23 protein-coding genes are annotated in these 21,413 nt (G+C 54.4%); 6 read left to right on the forward strand and 17 right to left on the reverse strand.

The genetic code is table 11. The features are described from left to right. Positions 1-72: 72 nt before the first annotated feature. The 4 genes from M2406_RS19570 to M2406_RS19585 all read left to right on the forward strand — a co-directional run bounded on the left by M2406_RS19570 (position 73) and on the right by M2406_RS19585 (position 4,290). Positions 73-1,110 (forward strand): LacI family DNA-binding transcriptional regulator, encoded by a 1,038-nt coding sequence (locus M2406_RS19570; protein WP_017893690.1) that lies wholly within the window; start codon positions 73-75, stop codon positions 1,108-1,110. Positions 1,111-1,233: 123 nt separating this feature from the next. Further along, positions 1,234-2,673, forward strand: a complete 1,440-nt coding sequence (gene nhaC, locus M2406_RS19575; protein WP_112363248.1) for a Na+/H+ antiporter NhaC — start codon at positions 1,234-1,236, stop codon at positions 2,671-2,673. 1 nt (position 2,674) lies between these two features. Continuing rightward, on the forward strand, positions 2,675-3,853 hold the full coding sequence (locus tag M2406_RS19580; RefSeq protein ID WP_259191068.1) for a MalY/PatB family protein: 1,179 nt from the start codon (positions 2,675-2,677) through the stop codon (positions 3,851-3,853). Positions 3,854-4,137: 284 nt separating this feature from the next. Then, entirely contained in the window at positions 4,138-4,290 is a 153-nt protein-coding gene (locus tag M2406_RS19585) for a Hok/Gef family protein (RefSeq protein WP_112363250.1), read from the forward strand. A gap of 142 nt (positions 4,291-4,432) precedes the next feature. On the opposite strand, the gene sseB is transcribed toward M2406_RS19585, so the two are convergent. The 11 genes from sseB to trmJ form a co-directional block, all read right to left on the reverse strand. Then, positions 4,433-5,263 carry an enhanced serine sensitivity protein SseB gene (sseB, locus tag M2406_RS19590; RefSeq protein ID WP_135345070.1) on the reverse strand — a complete coding sequence of 277 codons (831 nt, stop codon included), beginning with the start codon at positions 5,261-5,263 and terminating at the stop codon, positions 4,433-4,435. 214 nt (positions 5,264-5,477) lie between these two features. Beyond that, positions 5,478-6,773: an aminopeptidase PepB gene (pepB, locus tag M2406_RS19595; RefSeq protein ID WP_165366708.1), complete on the reverse strand. Its 1,296-nt coding sequence runs from the start codon at positions 6,771-6,773 to the stop codon at positions 5,478-5,480. A 238-nt stretch (positions 6,774-7,011) separates the two neighbouring features. Then, a complete protein-coding gene (gene iscX, locus M2406_RS19600) occupies positions 7,012-7,212 on the reverse strand; it encodes a Fe-S cluster assembly protein IscX (RefSeq protein ID WP_012146329.1) in 201 nt (66 codons plus the stop codon). Positions 7,213-7,225: 13 nt separating this feature from the next. Next, positions 7,226-7,561: an ISC system 2Fe-2S type ferredoxin gene (gene fdx / locus M2406_RS19605; protein WP_017893695.1), complete on the reverse strand. Its 336-nt coding sequence runs from the start codon at positions 7,559-7,561 to the stop codon at positions 7,226-7,228. Positions 7,562-7,563: 2 nt separating this feature from the next. Beyond that, positions 7,564-9,414, reverse strand: coding sequence for a Fe-S protein assembly chaperone HscA (gene hscA, locus M2406_RS19610; RefSeq protein WP_259191069.1), 1,851 nt, complete (start codon positions 9,412-9,414; stop codon positions 7,564-7,566). A gap of 27 nt (positions 9,415-9,441) precedes the next feature. After that, positions 9,442-9,963: a co-chaperone HscB gene (hscB, locus tag M2406_RS19615; RefSeq protein WP_012146331.1), complete on the reverse strand. Its 522-nt coding sequence runs from the start codon at positions 9,961-9,963 to the stop codon at positions 9,442-9,444. A 63-nt stretch (positions 9,964-10,026) separates the two neighbouring features. Then, positions 10,027-10,350 carry an iron-sulfur cluster assembly protein IscA gene (gene iscA, locus M2406_RS19620; protein WP_012146332.1) on the reverse strand — a complete coding sequence of 108 codons (324 nt, stop codon included), beginning with the start codon at positions 10,348-10,350 and terminating at the stop codon, positions 10,027-10,029. Positions 10,351-10,405: 55 nt separating this feature from the next. Then, positions 10,406-10,792, reverse strand: coding sequence for a Fe-S cluster assembly scaffold IscU (iscU, locus tag M2406_RS19625; RefSeq protein ID WP_012146333.1), 387 nt, complete (start codon positions 10,790-10,792; stop codon positions 10,406-10,408). 24 nt (positions 10,793-10,816) lie between these two features. Continuing rightward, complete coding sequence (locus M2406_RS19630) at positions 10,817-12,031, reverse strand: IscS subfamily cysteine desulfurase (RefSeq protein WP_012146334.1); 1,215 nt, start codon at positions 12,029-12,031, stop codon at positions 10,817-10,819. Positions 12,032-12,085: 54 nt separating this feature from the next. Then, the gene (gene iscR / locus M2406_RS19635; RefSeq protein ID WP_012146335.1) at positions 12,086-12,580 is read right to left on the reverse strand and encodes a Fe-S cluster assembly transcriptional regulator IscR; all 495 of its coding nucleotides are present in this window, start codon (positions 12,578-12,580) and stop codon (positions 12,086-12,088) included. Between the two features lie 194 nt (positions 12,581-12,774). Then, entirely contained in the window at positions 12,775-13,509 is a 735-nt protein-coding gene (gene trmJ / locus M2406_RS19640; protein ID WP_012146336.1) for a tRNA (cytosine(32)/uridine(32)-2'-O)-methyltransferase TrmJ, read from the reverse strand. 119 nt (positions 13,510-13,628) lie between these two features. Here trmJ and suhB point away from each other — a divergent pair, with 119 nt between their 5' ends. Then, a complete protein-coding gene (suhB, locus tag M2406_RS19645) occupies positions 13,629-14,432 on the forward strand; it encodes an inositol-1-monophosphatase (protein ID WP_012146337.1) in 804 nt (267 codons plus the stop codon). A gap of 64 nt (positions 14,433-14,496) precedes the next feature. Here suhB and M2406_RS19650 read toward each other — a convergent pair whose 3' ends face one another. Together M2406_RS19650 and M2406_RS19655 are read right to left on the reverse strand one after the other, a co-directional pair. Continuing rightward, positions 14,497-15,519 carry a nickel/cobalt transporter gene (locus M2406_RS19650; RefSeq protein ID WP_259191070.1) on the reverse strand — a complete coding sequence of 341 codons (1,023 nt, stop codon included), beginning with the start codon at positions 15,517-15,519 and terminating at the stop codon, positions 14,497-14,499. Next, positions 15,510-16,145, reverse strand: a complete 636-nt coding sequence (locus M2406_RS19655) for a DUF1007 family protein (protein WP_259191071.1) — start codon at positions 16,143-16,145, stop codon at positions 15,510-15,512. The genes M2406_RS19650 and M2406_RS19655 overlap by 10 nt, the downstream gene beginning before the upstream one ends. Positions 16,146-16,322: 177 nt before the next feature. Here M2406_RS19655 and csiE point away from each other — a divergent pair, with 177 nt between their 5' ends. Then, positions 16,323-17,588, forward strand: coding sequence for a stationary phase inducible protein CsiE (csiE, locus tag M2406_RS19660; RefSeq protein ID WP_259191072.1), 1,266 nt, complete (start codon positions 16,323-16,325; stop codon positions 17,586-17,588). On the opposite strand, the gene M2406_RS19665 is transcribed toward csiE, so the two are convergent. The 4 genes from M2406_RS19665 to M2406_RS19680 form a co-directional block, all read right to left on the reverse strand. Next, positions 17,585-18,736, reverse strand: a complete 1,152-nt coding sequence (locus M2406_RS19665) for a 3-phenylpropionate MFS transporter (RefSeq protein WP_115184016.1) — start codon at positions 18,734-18,736, stop codon at positions 17,585-17,587. The genes csiE and M2406_RS19665 overlap by 4 nt on opposite strands. A 154-nt stretch (positions 18,737-18,890) precedes the next feature. Then, on the reverse strand, positions 18,891-19,319 hold the full coding sequence (gene cdd / locus M2406_RS19670) for a cytidine deaminase (RefSeq protein WP_012146342.1): 429 nt from the start codon (positions 19,317-19,319) through the stop codon (positions 18,891-18,893). A gap of 1 nt (position 19,320) precedes the next feature. Then, positions 19,321-20,064 (reverse strand): glutamine amidotransferase, encoded by a 744-nt coding sequence (locus M2406_RS19675; RefSeq protein ID WP_259191073.1) that lies wholly within the window; start codon positions 20,062-20,064, stop codon positions 19,321-19,323. Positions 20,065-20,139: 75 nt separating this feature from the next. Beyond that, complete coding sequence (locus tag M2406_RS19680) at positions 20,140-21,324, reverse strand: NupC/NupG family nucleoside CNT transporter (protein ID WP_259191074.1); 1,185 nt, start codon at positions 21,322-21,324, stop codon at positions 20,140-20,142. Positions 21,325-21,413 lie beyond the last annotated feature (89 nt).

Here is a 21,413-nt window from a genome sequence, read left to right on the forward strand (position 1 = left end):
TTAGCATCAGACCCAGCTCAATTTTTTCCCTTCAACAGAAAGGGGCCACCCAAGCCTGAAGCAGGAAATGATATGGCCACAATGAAAGATGTTGCCCGACGGGCAGGCGTGTCGACGGCCACCGTCAGCCGGGTGATCAACAGCACCGCCTATGTGGAGCCGGTCACCCGCGAACGGGTTGAAAAAGCCATGCGCGAGTTTAACTATCACCGCAATGCTGCCGCGCTGGCCCTGGCGAAAAGAAGCGGCAATATGCTGGGGCTGTTGACCGGTAATCTCGACGACCCTTTTTTCTCGCGTCTGGCACGGGGAGTCGAAGATGTCACGCGCAAAGACGGCGTAAAATTAATGGTCTGCAGCGGCGGCCATCAGGCCGAACTGGAGAAGAACGGCCTCGATTTTCTGATCAATCAGGGCTGCGAAGCCATCGTGGCCCACGTGACCCGGATGAGCGATGCCGACGTTTTACGCTATGCCGCCCACACCCCGGCGATGGTGGTGATCAATCGCTATTTGCCTGCCATCGCCAACCGCTGCATCTGGCTGGACAACGTCAGCGCCTCTCAGGCCGCCACCCAGATGCTGATTCGGCACGGGCACCGCAATATCGCCTGTATCACGACGGACTTACCCATCGATGACAGAAAACAGCGCCTGGAAGGCTATCGCAGTGCCATGAATGATGCCGGGATCTCGGTGCCGGGTAGCTGGATCATCAGCGTTCCCTTCAATGAGCAAGGGGGCGAATTAGCGGCAGAAAGGATCCTGGCAAGCGATCACCCTTTTACCGCCGCACTGACGTTCAATGACGTGATGGCCGCCGGTATGATGCGAACCTTTCGCCAGCGGCAGATAAAACTGCCGGAGGCTATCTCGATTGTCGGCTTTGATGACGTGACCCTGGCAAAATATCTTCACCCGTCATTGACCACCATGCATTATCCGATTGAGAAAATGGCGCGACGTGCGGCTAATTTGGCGCTGCAGTTGAACTCTGCTGCCACTGTGGCACCGCAGAATAATATGTTTTCCGCTGAATTGATCCTGCGTGACTCGGTCACCCCCCTCGAGAAAAACACCTCAAATCAAGAAAACAAGCCTGAAAAATGAGAGGCAACGCACACAACGCCTACTCATGAAACCGATTACATGGACAGTTGCCCAGGCTCACATCTCAATCAAAACGAATTCATTAGGCTGGCGTCACACCCTCATCCTTAACCGGAGTTGTTAATGAATAACAAAAAGAAACTCAACCTGGGACTGGCGATGCTGCCCATTGTGGCGATGCTATTGCTGCTCATCGTCGGCTACGGCCAGCTTGGGCTGCGGATCGAGCCGTTGCTGCTGGTTTCGGCCACCATTGCCGCCGCACTGGCCTGGTGGCAAGGTTATCGCTGGAACGACATTATCGAGTCCATCGTCGCCAAACTGGCCAAGGCCATGCCAGTGATCATGATACTGATCTGCGTCGGCGGGTTGATCGGCACCTGGATGTTCAGCGGCACCATTCCTTACATGGTGTACTGGGGCTTAAAGCTGATTAGCCCGCAATATATCCTGATCGCCGCATTCTTTATTACCAGCGTGATCTCCGTTTGTACCGGCACCTCCTGGGGCGCGGCAGGCACCGTGGGTGTCGCACTGATGGGCGTCGCCGCCGGACTGGATGTTCCCCTGGCCGCCGCCGCCGGTGCCGTGGTTTCCGGCGCCTACTTTGGCGATAAGATCTCCCCGCTGTCCGACTCCACCAATTTCGCGGCCATCGTCGCGGATACCGATCTCTACAGCCATATCCAGCACCTGATGTACACCACAATACCGAGCTTTGTTTTAGCCGCGGTGGTGTATCTGATTGCCGGGCACACCAGCGCCGTCGGCAGCGTAGCCACGCCGGAAAAAGTCACCGAGATCGTGACCGCGCTGGAGGGTCTGTATCACTTTAACCTGCTGCTGATCCTGCCGCCGGTGTTGGTGCTGTGGGGTGCCGTGACCAAACGGCCGGTGATCCCCGTCATGCTGGCGGCCTGTACCCTGGCCATATTCATTGGCGTACTGCTCCAGGGGTTTAACCTGCAGCAGGGCCTAAATGCATTGATGGACGGCTTTAATCTTTCAATGTTTACGGCTCAGGGACACAGCATTACCGGCATCGCCCTAGATGTTCCGCGCCTGCTCAACCGCGGCGGCATGTCCTCGATGATGAGCACCATTCTGCTGGTGTTCTGTGCGTTTTCCTTTGCCGGTGCCTTAACGCTGACCGGCGCGCTGACCGTTATCATCAATCGCTTGCTGAAAGTGGTTCATACCACCGGCCAATTGATCGCCGCGACAGTCGCGACCACCATTCTGGTGACCGGTGCCACCAGCGACGGCAAGCTGGCGCTGCTCATTCCGGCCGAGCTGTTCAAAGGCGCTTACCGTCGCATGGGGTTAGACAATAAAAACCTGTCGCGGACCGTAGAAGATGCCGGCACCGTCATCGAACCTTTAATTCCGTGGACCGCCGCAGGTATTTATATGGCAACCACCCTGGGTGTCAGCACGCTGGATCTCCTGCCGTGGGCCATCCAATGCTACGCCGCCGTGGTCTTCGCCCTGATTTATGGGTTTACCGGATTTGGGATTGCCAGAATACAGCCAGAAAACGATTTACAGCGTAAGGAAGCCTGACGTGAAACAGACCGATTTTAACCAGATAGTTAACCGCCACAACACCGGCTCGGTGAAATGGGACTTTATCGACCGCTATCTGCAACTCGATGAAACCGACCTTTTGCCAATGTGGGTCTCTGATTTTGACTTCCAGTGCCCGGCGGAAGTCCGGCAGGCACTGCATCAGCGGGTTGATCACGGCGTATTTGGCTACAGTGAGCGCGATGACGCATATTACCAGGCGGCGATCAATTGGTTCTCAAGACGGCACAATCTGCCTTTGCAGCGCGAATGGTTCACCTCCGTTGAGGGGGTGGTGCCCGGATTGGCGCTCCTGATCCAGTTGCTCAGCCAGCCTGGCGATCCGGTAGTGATCCAGGGACCATACTATGGATCTTTCGCCAAGATCATCACCATGAACGGCCGAGAAGTCCTCGAAAACCCGCTGAAGGAAAGCTCGCAGGGTTATCAATTTGATTTCGAGCATCTGGAAGCCTGCTTTGAGCAGCGTAAACCGCCGTTACTGCTGTTGTGTAATCCGCATAACCCCACCGGGCGATGCTGGACCCGCAGCGAACTGACGCAGTTGATGACGCTATGCAGTCGTCATGGCGTGACGGTGATTTCCGATGAAATCTGGGCCGACCTGACGCTGCCCGGCGAAACCTTTACCTCGGTGCTGCATCTGGATGAAGCCTGGCATGACCAGATGATTTCGGCGACCTCTGCCAGCAAGAGCTTTGGCTTGTCGTCGCTGAGGATCTCAAATTTCCTGATCCCCAATGTTCGCACCCGCAATGCGTTTATCGAACGCCTGAATGCCCATGGGTTGGATGTCTTTAATGCACTCTCGATGACTGCCGCAACGGCAGCTTATCAACAGGGGGAAGCCTGGCTTGATGATTTACAAGGTTATCTGGCAGACAACCGGCGTTGGTTTGAGCAGGCATTAGCCTGTGCCGCACCCTGGTGCAAAATGACCCCAGCCGAAGGAACCTACCTTGCCTGGCTGGATTGTCGCGCCTTAGGCCTGGATGATCACGCCCTACAGCAGGCGTTGATCCACCAGTCGAAAATTGCCGCCTCGATGGGCATCAGCTTTGGCGAGCAGGGAAAAGGCTTTATCCGCATCAACCTCGGCTGTCCTCGCCAATATCTTGAACAGGCCATCGCGGGGCTCGCCCGGTTAAAACCCTGAACCACAATCACCGACGTATGAAAGGCCCCAAACGGGGTCTTTTTGTTGAACGATATCTGGCGGAAATGGTTGAACGAATTTACCTCGACCTGGCGGTATAGCTTTGAAATTAAAGCTTCTGTTAGACTGCTGACGGGCGCTTGAAGCTTTCTGCTTCAGGCCCTGGGTGGGAAGCAGAAAGAAGAAAGCCCCAAACTGACTCTTAATCAGAATGAGGCTTCACCATACTGCATCAACACCAGCATGGTAGCCTCTTAACCGCAGAAATGCAACGGAGGGCTGACATGTCGCGAAAACTGTTTTTACCAGGATTTACAGTAGGATGCGTAACATTCTTGGTATTCATCTGGCTTATACGTGGCTCAGTTTGTGAGCTGACGTTTAAACAGGGAAATACGGAGGTAGCGGCAGTGTTGTCCTGTAACGTTAAACGTTAAATGGCAACCTGAAGGCGGGGTTCGCCCCGCCTGTTTTGGTGCGACGCAGTGGTTTTCCGGCGCCCATTGTTGTACGCGGCCAGCCTTTCGAGGTTGGCCGCTCTCTTTTACCCTGATACAACTTACAACAGCAAAAACAGGGCTACTGGGTTTTGTCGGTAGAAGGGATGATGTTGCGTAACCAACTGCCCCAGCGGCGCTGGTAGAAGGGTTGGGTATGAGTGATCAGGTAATGGCTGACGCCACGTTCCTTTTCCGATACCAGGCAAAAATCCACCGGTTCGTCGTTAGGTGCGGTTTCGCTGGCCACGCTGCCCGCTTCATTGATCAGCGCCTCGATATCGCCTTGTTCGCCGTCTACTTCCAGCCCGACCAGCAGATTGGGTTTTTCGTCGACCGCCTGATCGTGCATCAGCGCCAGAAACGCGCGGCGGACCGGCTTGCGCTGGCTGAACAATGTGGTCAAGGCATCGACCATCGCCGACGGATATTCTTCCGGTTGGCCCAACAGGATCTGGGTATCCTTGTCGATATAGCGTTCTGCCGGTTTGCTTACGCCGCCGGTGGCCAGCAGCATTGCCACCTCTTCAGGATAAAACTCCTTGCCGTACTCGGCCTTCGGGTTGAGGAACAGATCCGCACCCTGCGTAATCTCGAATAAGACCCGTGCCGGCATGGCGATGAAGGGCTGTTCATCCTCAACGGCCTTTTGCAGCGCTTCCACCGAGGTGAAAAACGGGATGATACTGCCGCCTTCCTGCTTTTCCCAATGCTGAATATTCACCGGCGTATCGGCGTTCAGCGTGATGTCTCCACCGAGTTGCACCTGTTCGCTGTCACCGAGGATCAACACCGTAGCCTCAAGCAGTTCACGAAAGAATGCCGGACGATGGGCCGGCTCCGTCACCGCCAGTTTCAACAGGCGTTCAAGTTCGTTTTCGCCTGTGGCGGCTTCGTGATGGTGAGAACTCATGGCAAACTCCAGCAATCAAATAACGGGGCCCAGCATGCTGGGCCCCGAGGATAAACGACATTCTATACCCTATAGCTTTCATTTTGCAGCTAGGCGCCCAGCTCGCTCATCCCCAGGCGCTTACTTTAGTAAGTAACTGGGGTGAGCGAGTGCAGGTAACAACGCTGCAACTTGAAAGATGACGGGTATAACGCCCACCGGGGTGGGCATTCAATTACTTGGCTTTGCTCAGCAGCAGGTTGGCCAGGGCACGTACCCCCAAACCGGTTGCGCCAGCGGACCATTGATCTACTGCACCTTTGCGGTAAGTAGCGGAACAGTCAATGTGCAGCCAGCCCTGCTGGTAGTTAGTCACAAAATGCGACAGGAAGGCAGCCGCGGTACTAGCACCCGCCGTGTAGGCCGGACCGGCTACGTTGTTCAGTTCGGCAAAGTTGGACGGCAGTTGGCTGCGGTGGAATTCAGCCAGCGGCAGACGCCAGAATGGCTCTTGCTCCGCCGCCGCACTGGCCAGCAGCTCTTGCGCCAGAGCGTCATCGAAGCTGAACAGCGCATGGTAGTCGTTACCCACCGCCGTTTTCGCCGCACCGGTCAGAGTGGCGCAGTCGATGATCAACTGAGGGTTCTGTGCGGACGCATCGATCAGGCCATCGGCCAGCACCAGACGCCCTTCCGCATCGGTATTCATCACCTCAACGGTTTTGCCGTTGCGGTAACGGATGATGTCACCCAATTTGAAAGCATTGCCGCTGACCATGTTGTCGGCACAGCACAGGTAAAGTTTCACACGCTGTTTCAGACCGCGAGCCGCTGCCAGCGCCAGTGCGCCGGTAATGGTGGCTGCACCGCCCATATCCGCCTTCATGGAGTCCATAAAGGCGCTTTGTTTCAGGCTGTAGCCACCGGTGTCAAAGGTGATGCCTTTGCCCACCAGGCAGGCAAACACCGGCGCTTCCGGGTTACCGGTCGGGTTGAAATCCAGTGCCAACAGCACCGGTGAACGATCTGACCCACGGCCCACGGTGTGAATACCGGCGTAGTTTTGCTCACGCAGATCTTCACCCTTGGTAATACGATAGCTGACGGCTTCACAACCGATGTCACACATCAGATCAACCGCGCGAGTAGCCAACTGCTCCGGCCCCAACTCTTCCGCCGACATGTTGATGGTGTCACGCACCCAGTCAACAATCTTCAGGCGCTGTTCCAGCTCTTTGCTTTCCGCTTCCGGCAATGGCGCCCATTCGACACTGCGTTTGCCTTTCGGCCCACGGAAGCCCTGCCAGAATGCCCAGCTGTTTTCCAGATCCCAGCCGTCACCGGCCAGTTTGACATTCTTGATGCCCTGGCCGTCAATCTTACGGGCCGCACGTTGAATGCTGCCCAGTTTATCTTTGCCGGTCAGGTGGATGGTCATCCCTTCTGCACCGGTGCTCAGCAGCGCTTTCTCGCCCCAGCGCGCGTCAGCAGATTGGTTCGACAGCGTTACCAGCATAAATTCAGTTGTCATAGCCTTACTCCGGATTTCCCCTTCATTTTCACGCCACACGCAAAATCTATTGGGGATTTTTATTGTATACCCTATGAGTTTCAAGTTGCAGCTAGGCGGCCAGCTCGCTCATCCCCAGGCGCTTACTTGAGTAAGTAACTGGGGGGAGTGAGTGCAGGCAACAACGCTGCAGCTTGAAAGGCGACGGGTATGTCGGATACAAAATAAACGGGCCGCCTATGGCAGCCCGTTACGCTATTTACTCCGCTTCATCTAACCAGACCAGCAGAACAGCTTCCAGTATTTTTTCGTTGGAAGCCTGTGGATCGTCGTCAAAATCTTCCAGATCGCAAATCCACTGATGCATGTCGGTAAAACGTACGGTTTTCGGATCGGTATCCGGGTATTGGTCGTACAGGGCTTCGCCGATTTCACGGCTGTCGGTCCACTTCAGTCCCATTTCTACTGTCCTCTTACCCTTCACGTGCGTGGTTGACGGTATAACGCGGCATTTCAACCACCAAATCTTCGTCGGCCACCAGTGCCTGACAGCTCAGACGGCTTTCCGGCTCCAGACCCCAGGCCTTGTCCAGCATGTCATCTTCCAGTTCAGTGCTCTCTTCGAGAGAGTCGAAACCTTCGCGCACGATGCAGTGACAAGTGGTGCAGGCACAGGATTTCTCACAGGCATGCTCAATCTCGATACCGTTGCGCAGCGCAACGTTGAGGATTGACTCCCCTTGTTCGGCTTCCAGTACTGCCCCCTCCGGGCATAAATCTTGATGGGGCAGGAAAACAATTTTAGGCATGATTAAACCTCATCCACAGAATGGCCAGCCAGCGCACGGCGAATGGAAGCATCCATGCGGCGCGCGGCAAAGTCTTGCGTTTGTGCATCTAATGTTTTAATTGCGGCTTCAATAGCGGCAGGATCGGTGCCCTGCGTCGCCTGTTGCAAAGCTTCTACCGCCGCGGGGATCGCCGTGCTTTCTGCTTCGCTCAGCAATGCGGCGTCGCTGGCCAGTGCGCCCTGCAGGCTTTCCAGCACCCGTGACGCCTCAACCCGCTGTTCCGCCAGCATGCGCGCGCCGACATCGCTCTGCGCATTGGCCATCGAATCTTTGATCATGCCGGCAATTTCGGCGTCGGACAGACCATACGACGGTTTAACCTGAATTGAAGCCTCAACGCCGGTGGATTTCTCCATCGCGGTGACGCTTAACAGGCCATCAGCATCCACCTGGAAGGTAACGCGAATATGGGCGCCGCCGGCAGGCAGAGGCGGTAAGCCACGCAGCGAGAAGCGCGCCAGCGAGCGGCAATCCTGCACCAATTCGCGCTCGCCCTGCAGCACATGGATCATCATCGCGCTTTGGCCGTCTTTAAAAGTGGTGAACTCTTGCGCACGCGCCACCGGAATGGTGGTGTTACGCGGGATCACTTTTTCTACCAGACCGCCCATGGTTTCCAGGCCTAGCGAAAGTGGGATTACATCCAGCAGCAGCATGTCGCTGTCAGGTTTGTTACCCACTAAAATGTCCGCCTGGATCGCCGCACCAATAGCGACGACTTTATCCGGATCGATCGAAGTTAACGGCGTGCGGCCGAAGAACGTGCCCACCTGCTCACGCACCAGAGGCACGCGGGTGGATCCGCCAACCATGACCACTTCCAGCACTTCTTCGGCACTCACGCCCGCGTCTTTCAGCGCACGGCGGCAGGCCATCAGGGTACGTTTCACCAGAGTGGCGATCAGCGCATCAAACTGTGTTCGGGTCACTTCGCCCTGCCAGCCGGCAATCTCAACGACAGTACTGTCGGCATCGCTCAGTGCAACTTTGGCCGCGATGGCCGCATCCAGCAGTTGGCGCTGTACACCGTGATCGCTACGGTCAGCCACACCGGCCTGTTCACGCAGCCAGTCAGCCAGCAGATGGTCAAAGTCGTCGCCTCCCAGCGCGGAATCCCCGCCGGTAGCCAACACTTCAAACACCCCACGGCTCAGCCGCAGAATGGAAATATCAAAGGTACCGCCGCCCAGATCGTACACCGCGATAATGCCTTCCTGCCCGGAATCCAGGCCATAGGCAATCGCCGCCGCCGTCGGTTCGTTCAGCAGACGCAGCACGTGCAGCCCGGCCAGACGCGCAGCGTCTTTGGTGCCCTGGCGCTGTGCATCATCAAAATAGGCAGGAACGGTGATCACCACGCCGTCCAGATCCCCTTCCAGCGCAGTTTTCGCACGCTCGGCAAGGGCTCTGAGGATATCGGCAGAAACCCCTACCGGGTTAACCGCACCGGCAGCGGTCAGCATCATCGGCAAGCCGTTGTCGCTGGCCTGAAACTGATACGGCAGGTTCGGGTAACGCGCCAGTACGTCGGCCAATGAGCGGCCCATCATACGTTTCACTGAGCTGATGGTATTGGCAGGATCCTGCGCTGCCTGTTGGCGCGCATCCCAACCGACACGCAAAGTGTCAGCCTGGTAATGCACTACCGAGGGCAGTAAATCGCGGTCCTCGGCGTCGGCCAGCGTTTCCGCCTGCCCGCTGCGCACCGTGGCGACCAGAGAATTGGTGGTGCCTAAATCAATACCGGCAGCCAGACGGCGCTGGTGCGGCGCAGCGCTGAGGCCGGGCTCACTAATTTGTAATAAGGCCATATTGAAGCTTCCACAAGCAAAAATGTGTTACTCAAAACCCAGCAGTTTTTCTTCGAGTTGTTCAACCTGTTGCTGGAGTTTGTCCAAAAAACGCAGCTTACGCACGGTGTCAGCGGCATCCATCCACTGCTGGCTATCGAGTTGCTGAATCATCAGAGCGCTGCGTTGTTTGACCGTCTCGTTCACCCGCGCGCCAAAGCTGGCCAACTGGGTTTGTGCATCTGCTTTGCGCTCAATGGCGTCGAGCTCCTCGCGCAGTTCCAACTGTTCCATCAGGAACGCGGTATCACGCATAGTGTGCTGCTCGTTACCCAAATCAAAGCCGTGCAAAGATAGCATATACTCCGCGCGTTTTAATGGGTGCTTCAGCGTTTGGTAGGCTTCATTGATAGTCGCTGCCTGTTGTAACGCCATCAGGCGTTCGCGTTCTGGCTGACTTGCAAAACGATCGGGATGGAATTGGCGCTGCAGATCCTGATAGCGAGAGGCAAGCAGGCTGCCGTCCACGGGATAGCGAACTGGCAGCCCGAATAAAGTAAAGTAATCCATAGCGTGCTCTGGGCGTTATCGGATGAAGTTCCCCCGCACCTGGCGGGGGAGCACGATGGACTGTCAGACGTTGAAACTTTCGCCGCAGCCACACTCGCTTGAGACATTGGGGTTGTTGAACTTGAAGCCTTCGTTCAGGCCTTCCTTAACGAAATCAAGCTCGGTGCCGTCAAGGTAGACCAGGCTCTTGCCGTCAATGATCACCTTAACGCCTTTGTTTTCAAAAACGATGTCGTCATCGTTCATATCGTCAACAAATTCCAGCACATACGCCATCCCGGAGCAGCCAGAGGTTCTCACCCCCAGACGCAGGCCAAGACCTTTGCCACGGTTATTCATAAATGCCTGAACGCGCTGTGCAGCGCTGTCGCTCATGGTAATTGACATCACAACCTCACACTTCAAAGCCCAACCAAGGCCGGGCTAAATGACTCAGAAATAATTACTTGGCGCTGTGTTTGCTCTTGTAGTCGGCAATCGCTGCTTTAATGGCGTCTTCGGCCAGGATTGAGCAGTGAATTTTTACCGGCGGTAATTCCAGTTCTTCGGCGATCTGCGTGTTTTTGATCGCTTCGGCCTGATCAAGAGACTTGCCTTTCATCCATTCGGTCACCAGCGAGCTGGAGGCGATGGCGGAACCGCAGCCGTAAGTCTTGAAACGGGCGTCTTCAATGATACCTTCATTGTTGACTTTGATCTGCAACTTCATCACGTCGCCACAGGCCGGTGCACCCACCATGCCGCTGCCAACGCTAGGATCTTCGTTGTCGAAAGAACCCACGTTACGCGGGTTTTCATAGTGATCGATTACTTTTTCGCTGTAAGCCATGACCTTGCTCCTGAATCCTGAGAATTAATGATGTGCCCATTCGATGCTGTTGATATCCACGCCCTGCTTGAACATGTCCCACAGTGGAGACAGGTCACGCAGACGGCCGATGGATTTACGCACCAGTTGAATGGTGTAATCGATCTCTTCTTCTGTGGTGAAACGCCCCAGAGAGAAACGGATCGAGCTATGCGCCAATTCGTCAGTCATGCCCAACGCGCGCAGCACGTAAGATGGCTCAAGGCTGGCGGAGGTACAGGCAGAACCCGAGGATACGGCCAGGTCTTTCAGCGCCATGATCAGCGACTCGCCTTCAACATAGTTGAAGCTGACGTTCAGGATGTTAGGCACCCCGTTCTCCAGAGAGCCGTTCAGATACACTTCTTCCATATCTTTCACGCCGTTCCACAGACGATCGCGCAGCGTGCGCAGACGTGCCATTTCCGACGCCATTTCTTCTTTGGCGATACGGTAGGCTTCGCCCATACCGGCGATCTGGTGTACTGGCAGGGTACCGGAACGCATACCGCGCTCATGACCACCGCCGTGGATCTGGGCTTCGATACGGATACGTGGCTTACGACGCACGTACAGCGCACCAATGCCTTTCGGGCCATAAATTTTGTGGCCGGAGAAAGACATCAGATCAACTTTCAGCTTGCTCAGGTCGATAGGCAATTTGCCCACGCTCTGGGTAGCATCAACGTGATAAATGATACCGCGCGCACGACACATTTCGCCGATAGCTTCGATATCCTGCACCACGCCGATTTCGTTGTTCACGTGCATGATAGAAACCAGAATGGTGTCCTCACGCATCGCGGCTTCGAGGGCCTGCAGGCTGATAATACCGTTGCTCTGAGGTGCCAGATAGGTCACTTCAAAGCCTTCACGCTCGAGCTGGCGACAGGTGTCCAGCACGGCTTTGTGTTCGGTTTTGCTGGTGATAATGTGCTTGCCTTTCTTTTGATAGAAATTGGCAGCGCCTTTGATCGCCAGGTTGTCGGACTCGGTGGCTCCGGAAGTGAACACGATTTCGCGCGGGTCAGCGCCAACCAGTTCAGCAATTTGGTTACGGGCGATATCTACCGCCTCTTCCGCCTGCCAACCGAAACGGTGGGAACGGGAAGCCGGGTTACCAAAAGTCCCGTCCAGAGTCAAAAATTGCATCATTTTCTCAGCAACGCGCGGATCAACCGGCGTCGTTGCTGAGTAATCCAGATAAATCGGTAATTTCATTGCTCTTGTGCTCCGTACATCACTTCCAAAAACTAAAAAAATATCGCCAGCTGCTTATGCGCGCAGATTAACGTTGATAGTTTCTTGCGGACGACCGTTGGCCGTGCGACGGGTATCGTTGTTTTGACGGTCCGCCACCACCAGCACGTCCTGGTTGTTCACCAGTTCAGCCAGCGTAATGTTGTTCAGGAACCCGCTGATGCGCTCGCTCAGATCACGCCACAGGGTATGGGTCAGGCAGCGATCGCCACCCTGACAGCCTTCTTTACCCTGGCAACGGGTTGCGTCTACCGATTCATCGACAGCAGTGATGACTGCACCTACGGCAATCTCACTCGCGTCTTTGCCCAGCAGATAACCACCGCCCGGTCCACGTACGCTGGCCACCAGGCCATTCTTGCGCAGACGGGAGAATAATTGTTCCAGATAAGAGAGCGAGATACCCTGGCGCTCAGAAATATCCGCCAGAGGAACGGGCCCTTCCTGGGAGTGCAATGCCACGTCAAGCATAGCGGTTACGGCATAACGGCCTTTGGATGTCAGTCTCATAGCTAAGTGGTTACCTGTTGGTCAAACATGGCCGAAAGTCTGACATTCCTGAGTAAATCAGTCAACTATTTAACCTAGTAATTTACTCAAGTATTAGCACGTTTTGGACTAAGCCAGATAATATGCATATAAAATACACATTATAACCGTTAGATAACTAATACTATTACCGCAAGCCGTCATTTCACATCAAATTAATTACCTTGATGTTTGTCCTGTTTCTCGATCGACGTCAGCATACCGCGCAGGATATTCAGCTCTTGAGCTTCCGGCCGCGCACGGGTGAATAAACGACGCAAACGGCTCATGACCTGCCCCGGATGAGAGGGACGGATAAAGCCACTATGCTGCAGCGTTTGTTCCAGATGCTGATAGAAGCGTTCCAGGTCATCGACCAACGGATACGGCGTTTCTTCCAGTTGTGGCGCGCCTGCCTGTTGACGATCGAGGTAAGCCACACGCACTTCATAGGCCAGAATTTGCACCGCCATCGCCAGATTCAACGAGCTGTAATCCGGGTTGGCAGGGATGGCGACATGATAATGGCACTTTTGCAGCTCATCATTGGTCAGGCCGACACGTTCACGGCCGAACACCAGCGCTACCGGCGCATGTTCACCTTCGTGCACGGCGCGGATGCCGCATTCGCGCGGTTCCAGCATCGGCCACGGCAAGGTGCGCGAACGCGCACTGGTGCCCACGACCAGACTGCAGCCGGCAATGGCGTCATCCAGAGTGTCAACAATAGTGGCGTTGCCGATCACGTCGCTGGCACCAGCGGCCAGGGCGATCGCCTGAGAATCAGGTTTTATCAGCGGATTAACCAAATAAAGGTTGGTTAATCCCATGGTTTTCATGGCTCTGGCGGTCGAGCCCATGTTACCGGTATGAGAGGTTTCTACCAGAACAATGCGGATGTTATGCAGCATACAAACTCTGAGCGTAGCGGAAAATCACAGCAGCTTAACACAGCCGTAGGCATTTTGCCGAACACCTGCTATACTTCGCGCCGTTTCCTGTTCTTTAACATCCTAGTTGGAAGATACCCATGCATCCGATGCTGACGATCGCCGTGCGCGCTGCGCGCAAGGCCGGTAACCTGATTGCCAAAAACTACGAAACCCCGGACGCTGTAGAAGCGAGCCAGAAAGGGACCAATGACTTTGTCACTAACGTCGATCGCGATGCAGAGCATCTGATCATCGACGTCATTCGCAAGTCCTATCCGCAACATACTATTGTTACCGAAGAACGCGGCGAATTGGTCGGCGAAGATAAAGACGTACAATGGGTGATCGATCCACTGGATGGCACATCAAACTTCATCAAACGTTTCCCACACTTCTCAGTTTCCATCGCCGTACGCATTAAAGGCCGTACTGAAGTGGCTGTGGTTTACGATCCAATGCGTAACGAACTGTTCACCGCCACCCGCGGTCAGGGCGCACAGCTCAACGGTTACCGTCTGCGCGGCACCAATGCCAAAGATCTCGATGGCACCATCCTGGCGACCGGCTTCCCGTTCAAGGTTAAGCAGCACGCAACGCCATACATTAATGTGGTTGGCAAACTATTCACTCAGTGTGCCGACTTCCGTCGTACCGGTTCTGCCGCGCTGGATCTGGCCTATGTGGCCGCCGGTCGCGTTGACGGTTTCTTCGAAATAGGCCTGAAGCCATGGGATTTCGCCGCAGGTGAACTGCTGGTACGTGAATCCGGCGGCCTGGTGACCGACTTTGTTGGCGGCCACAACCACTTCAGCTCCGGCAACGTGGTAGCCGGCAACCCGCGCGTAGTGAAAGCCATGCTTTCCACCATGCGTGAAGAACTGAGCGAAGCGCTGAAGCGTTAATATCGCGAAGTGAATGAATAAAGAAAAAGCGCTGCAGTTTATTGCAGCGCTTTTTTTATGCCCGTCAGCGGGAGAAAGGCCGGATGCCGCCGATAAACTCCGACTGGGCAGTGAGATACAGCAACAGCCCGGCGAACAGCAAAATCAGGCCACCGGCCAGCGCCAGCGAACCCCAGGCCACCGCACTCCAGGCCGCAGGTGCACGTGATTGGCTGAGACGTACCGCCAATCGGCGACTGTAATGCACCAACAAGGCCAATAATGAGATGGTCAGTGAGGTGCCCAGCGCCATGGCCAACGCCGAGAAAACGCCCCAGACAAACACGCCAATCACCTTGGAAAACAGCAACACCAGTATTGCGCCCGAGCACGGCCGCATTCCCATCGCCAACACGATGGCGGTCTGTGTACGCCAGTCGCTACCCGCCTGCAGTTCGCTGTCGCTCGGCATATGGCGGTGACCGCAGCCGCAATGCTCACTGTGAACGTGGTCCGCCGGCAGCGGTTGCAGGCTGTTGATTCGCAGCGTTGGCGACGGACGCATGGCTTTCACCGCATAATACAAACGCTTCAGCGCTCGCCAGCTCAGCAACACCCCGAGCAGCATCACCAGAATAAAACTGCCTTTCTCGAGCCAGAAACTGCTCTGGTGCAGTTGCCGGGACGACAGTTGCAGTACCACCAGCATCAACGTCACCAGCGCGATCGCCACCAGTCCCTGCACCAACGACGCGGCAAAGGTCAGTTTCAGGCTGCTTTTCAACCGCGCCGGATGGGTAGCCAGATAGGTGGCAATCACCACTTTACCGTGGCCGGGGCCAAGGGCGTGCAGCACGCCATAACTCAGGCTGAACAACATCAGCGCCAACCCGGCCTGTTGCGGTGCCGCTTTTACCTGCTGCAACAAACCCGCCAATTGCAGGTGCAGCCCTTTCTGCCACACCACGCTTTGCATCAGTAATTGCGGCCAATAGTGCCACGCCAACTGCGCGCCCAGCATCAGCAACACGGCAAACAGCAGCAGCGGCCACAGGCTGAAAGCCCAGTGTCGCTTACGCGCCCGGTGCTGGCTGAGATTTATTGACATTGCAGGCTAACCCGCTGGGCGAACTGTTGCCCCAGCGCCATATCTTCGCCGGGTGAATCGTTTTTATCGAGGGACAATGCGTAAGCCTGTAAAGAGGAGTCCGGTTTGGGCGTCATCAGTTTGAATTTGCACTGCGAAGCCATCTCCGACGGCAGATGCAATGCCGTTTTATCTTTATAAGTCATATCGACAAAATAAGTGGGATCGTAGGTGGAGATCTCGAACGGCTTGCCCGCCAGAGGCTGCGGTTCGGCCAGCGGCAGTACAAACTCCAGTACCGCCTGGTGCCCCTGGCGTGACAGGTGGTATTCCGTTGGCAGATTCAGGTATTTCACCGGCTTGCCGTCGCGATAGACATCCGTAAAATAGTGTTGCCCCAGAACATTGGCCATCACTTCCGCCGCCAGCTTTTTCCATATTTCCGAGTCTTTTTTGGCATTTTGTGCATCGTACAGCAGATCTGCCGAGGTGATTTCATCCATAACCCAAACCATTTTCAAGCCAACCAGCTGTTGATCCTTCGCCACAAAGGTGGTGTTCATATCAATAAAGCTGTGCGGGTGAGCCACAGCGCCGGCGCTCAATAGCATTAAAAAACCGGCCAAAACAAAGCGTAACTTCATCATCAAAAGATACTCATTATTGTTATAAAGTAACATAAACCGTTCTTCAACCGCCGCGATCTCGCCCAATATTTGTGACGAAAGTTGTAAGCCGAAGTAAAACCGGGTGCCGTTGCCGCGCCGCGCATCACCTTTTGCTATGCTTATTCATAATTTAAACGTTACCTGCCCGAAGGTGATATGAGCCTGGACACTGCCCCCGTGCCTGAGCTCTCCGGTCAACAACGACGCTGCCATCTGTTATTGATGTTGTATGCGCCGGTGCCCGCAGTACAACTGGAGACTATCAGCCAAATTAATGGCGTTTCCCCCCCGATTACCCGGCAAGATATAGCCGAGGTTGCCAGTGAAATCCAGCGTTTCCACCATCTGGAGATCGACGGTAACCCCGATGAGGGTTACCGGATCAGGGGCAGCGCACTCAACCAACGCCTCTGCCTGCTCCACTGGCTGCGCAGAGCCCTGCGCTGTAGCCCGGAATTTATCGATCAACATTTTTCCCGCTGGTTACAGCAAGCTCTGGGGCAAAGCGCCGATCTGACACCGCAGCTGGAACAGTGCATCAGCGAGTATGAAGCGCTGGTCAACCGCAGCTTTGATCGACGCGATCGTCAGTTTCTGCAACACTACCTGCGCTACTGCGCATGGGAGAACCAACGCCGGCGGCACCCGACATTCAGCCCCGAACAACGCGACTGGCTGCATCAGAAGCCGGAACATCAGGCGACCGTCTTGCTGCATCAATCATTGAATCAGTTATTTGCTCTGCCACCCGAAACCAGCGAAAACGATTTTCTGGTGCTGATGTTTACCATGCTGAAAAATCACAGCTACCACAGCAATGACTCAACGGAAGATCTACGATTAATGGCAGCGATTGAAAATATGGTCGAGCGCTTCCAGCAGATTTCCGGCATGACTTTTAGCAGTAAAGAGGATTTGATCAGCCAGCTGTTCGCCCATCTGGCCCCTGCGGTAGAACGCTGTCGCTTTGAGATTGGTATCGATAACACACTGCTGGAGGAAGTTGAACGCAAGTATCCGCGCCTGATGCGTACCGCCCAGGAGGCACTGGCCCCGCTGGAACAGGAATACGGTATTCATTTTTCCAGCGAAGAAGCCGGGCTGGTCGCCATCAGTTTCGGTGCCTGGTTGATGCAGGGCAATGCGTTGCAGGAAAAACAGGTGTTATTGCTGACGCTGGACAACCCGCAGTTGGAAGATGAAGTGGAATATCAGATCCGCGAATTAACGCTGCTGCCACTTAATATCAAGTATTTGCCACTGCGCGACTATCTGCATTCTGGCGCGCCGCAGGGCGTCACCCTGGTGATCACCCCCTATGCCACGGAGCACAGTGCGCCACAGCCGCCGCTGATTTATACCGAATTGCCATTAGCGCGCCAGCAGCGCAAATTCATCCGTGCGCTGCTGGAAACCTCTTAACGGCTGCTGCTGACCGCAACGGCCGGTGGGCGGATAAACAACGCCGGCAACACCACTGCCGCCATCACCCAGAACACCCCACCCTGCAGATGCTCGAACAGGAAACCGGCGATCACCGTCATAATCGCAATACCGCCGCCCATCGCCAGCGCCGAATAAACCGCCTGCAGCCGGATCACTTCCGGCCCCTTGCGCGCGGCGATAAAACGCATCGCTGCCAGATGGCAAACGGTAAAGGTGCCGCAGTGCAGAATTTGGATCACCAGTAGCCACCCCAACTCGGTGCTACTGGCCATCAGGCTCCAGCGCAGTATCCCGCAACAGGCGGAAAGCAGCAGCAGATTGCGCGCATTCCAGCGGCGGAACAGGAAATTGCTGCTGGCAAAAATAACCACTTCGGCCACCACCCCCAGCGACCACAAGTAACCAATGGTCGAAGCCGAGTAGCCCGCCTCCTGCCAATAGATAGAACCGAAACTGTAATAACCGGCATGCGCGCCTTGCAGCAGAGTGACGCACAACAGGAAGCGCCAGACGGGCCCTTCCTTAAGCATCTCCCACAGAGAACGTTCGGTTTCGCTGTGGGTGCGCGTTTCCCCCTGCGGCATCACGCTCGGTTTCAGCATCATGCCCAACAGCATCGCCAGTATGCTGATTATCAGGCTGTAGAGAATGGCGCTATGGCCCCAGACGGAAACCATCTGCCCGGTTAGCGCCGAACCAATCACAAACGCCAGCGAGCCCCATAGCCTGACCCGGCCGTAATCCATGGTGATTTGTTTTTGCCAGGTGCCGGCCAGTGCGTCGGTGAGCGGAACCAACGGTGAAAAGAACAGGTTAAAGCCGGCGATCACCAGCATCAGCCAGCCCCAGCCGTTGCCGAAACAGAACCCAATGGCAAAAGCCAGCGTCAGCAATGCCAGCAGGCGCAATGCCGTCACCAGATGAGCGGGATCTTTCACCCGTGGAGCAATCAACAAACTACCGAGGAAGCGCGCAACCAGACCGGCGCCAAGCAGAATACCGATGGTTTCAGGCGGTATGCCCTCACCTTTTAACCAAACGCCCCAAAAGGGTAAGAAGATGCCGTAAGAAAAAAAGTAGGTGAAGTAACTGAGAGCTAGCCAACGCGTAGATTGCAGAACCATGATCCCTCCGGTGTGAGGGCGATACTTTGACAGAGCTCACACTGGCTAGCAATGTTCATTCATCGTCGAGGGAGTAGAGTGCTAGGGAGTTCACAGTTTATTCCCATAATCAGGGCGCAGCTTGCCGCTACCCTGATTATGGAGATACTGCTATTTAGCCCAACAAATGATCCGGGCCGAACCCAAGTGGGAAAAGCTCAGAAATATCGTGCACATAGTACTCATCCAGGCTGTTAGCGATAATGATCTGGATATCCTTGCCGAATTCATAAATCATTTGGCGGCACACGCCGCAAGGCCCGGAATAACCTTTAGCCTTGCTTTCACCCACTCTGGGGCCGCCGATCACCACGATCATCTCAAAACTGCGCTCGCCTTCGGAGACCGCTTTCAGGATCGCCACGCGTTCTGCGCAGGTGGTTGGCGAATAAGAGACGGATTCGACATTGCAGCCGGTGAACACCTTGCCGCTCTTGGTGATCAATGCCGCCCCCACGGTAAAGTTGGAATAAGGGGCATAGGAAAACTCTCTGGCCTGGGAGGCGGCAGCAATCATTTCTTGAATCTTGGCTTTGTCTTCCATTCTAATTTCTCCTTTTGATTGAATTCAATATATTGCACCAGAAGGCGGTATAATTTTCCCATTGCATAAATTGCGGCCCACCCCAATGTGGGGAGCAATCAGCGGCAAAGCAGGCAACATGGCCTTCTTGATACTTACCCACCACCAGCAGAGGATCGCCGTTAATTTCGGCTAATGTTTCGCTGCCGGGTTTGGCAATAAATTTGTTATAGCCCAGTAAGGGCGGCCATTCATTTAAATGACGGGTAATCTCGTGAGTCTTGCTTAATGTGAGGGGCTTGCAGCCTTGCGGCAACTCAACGCGGTCGTCGTGGTCTAACATTTCAACCGGTAATACTTCGGCAAGGATGGTGTTTTTATAATTTGCTTTTGCCTCTATGCCGGTAAAGGAAAGATAACCGCCTATCATTAACGCACCGCCCCCCATAGCGACATAGTCTTTTATCAGTGACAGAGCATTGGTCATCACCTCCATTTTATAAAAGGTTTTATTTTGCAATAGGAAGGTATTACTGCCGATATCGCTAATCACGACGACATCATAAACCAGCAGTTCGTCTAACGTTTGTGGGAAGGCATTTTGAACTGTATGCGCCGGCATATAGTCGATGAAAATACCGGCGCTGCGCAGACAGGACAACAGATACTCTGCCCCCTCTTCATATTTACTCGAGGTAAAACTGTCAAAGCCTTTAGAGTGGATCATGTGAATATGCCATGACTCACCAATAAACAAAATCTTCATTGCAACACCTCCTTATGTCGGTTGATTTTAAATACCGCCGGGATAAATATTCCTTAATCTAGCCTGCCAGAGGGTTTAAATAACCAATCCGGCCACCGCTGCCGATAAGAAACTCACCAGCGTTGAGCCATACAGCAGTTTCATACTGAAACGGGAAACCACGTTCCCCTGCTTCTCGTTCAATGCTTTAATCGCACCCGCCACAATGCCCACCGAGGTGAAGTTGGCAAAAGAAATCAGGAATACCGACAAGATCCCTTCGGCGCGGGGCGACAGCACGGCTTTAATCTGTTGCAACTCAGTCATGGCGACAAACTCGTTGGCGACAATCTTGGTCGCCATGATGCTGCCAACCTGCTGCGCCTCATGAGCCGGCACGCCAAGCACCCAGGCAAAAGGATAAAGCAAATAGCCCAGCAAGCCTTGAAAACTGATGCCAAACAGGCTGCTAAACAACGCGTTGATGGCGGCGATCAGGGCAATAAAGCCCAGCAGCATGGCGGCAATGATTACTGCGACCTTAAAGCCGGCAAGAATATATTCGCCCAACATTTCAAATAAACTTTGTCCACGATGCAGATCCTGCATCTCAACCTCTTCTTCCAAATCGACACGATACGGATTAATCAGTGACAGCACGATAAATGTGCTAAACATATTCAGAATCAATGACACTACGACATAGCGGGCATCAACCATATTGATATAGGCACCGACCATAAAAACCGAGACGGTTGACATCGCAGTGGCTGCCATAGTGTAAATGCGATTTTCGGACATCTTGCCCAGCACGTCTTTATAAACGATAAAGTTCTCTGACTGCCCCAGCAATAATGCGCTGACAGCATTAAAAGACTCCAACTTGCCCATGCCATTGACTTTGGACAACACCGTCCCCACTACCCGGATAATAATCGGCAACAGATTGATGTGCTGAATAATACCGATCAATGCAGAAATAAAAATAATAGGACACAATACATTGAGAAGGAAGAATGCCAGTCCTTGCGCCCGCATTCCGCCGAATAAAAAGTCAGTGCCTTCACCGGCAAACAGCATCAAACCGTTAAACACCGTAGAAACCTGTGCCGTAAATCCGGTACCCATATCAGAACGAAGGAACAGCCAGGCAAGTAATACTTCAATCACCAGCAGCTGAATAATATAGCGGATCTTAATTAACTTTCGTTCATGGCTGACCATCAATGCCATTATCGTCACTAACAGACACGAGAGGATAAAGTGAATAACCTGCGTCATACGACACTCCATAGTATAATAACCATCCTTTTTCAAGATATACCATGAGAGCAAATAACAATCATATAGACTTACATCACATAACACCG

It is taken from the genome of Serratia sp. BIGb0163, assembly GCF_024809935.1.
In the GTDB taxonomy this organism is placed as follows: Bacteria; Pseudomonadota; Gammaproteobacteria; order Enterobacterales; family Enterobacteriaceae; genus Serratia; species Serratia quinivorans.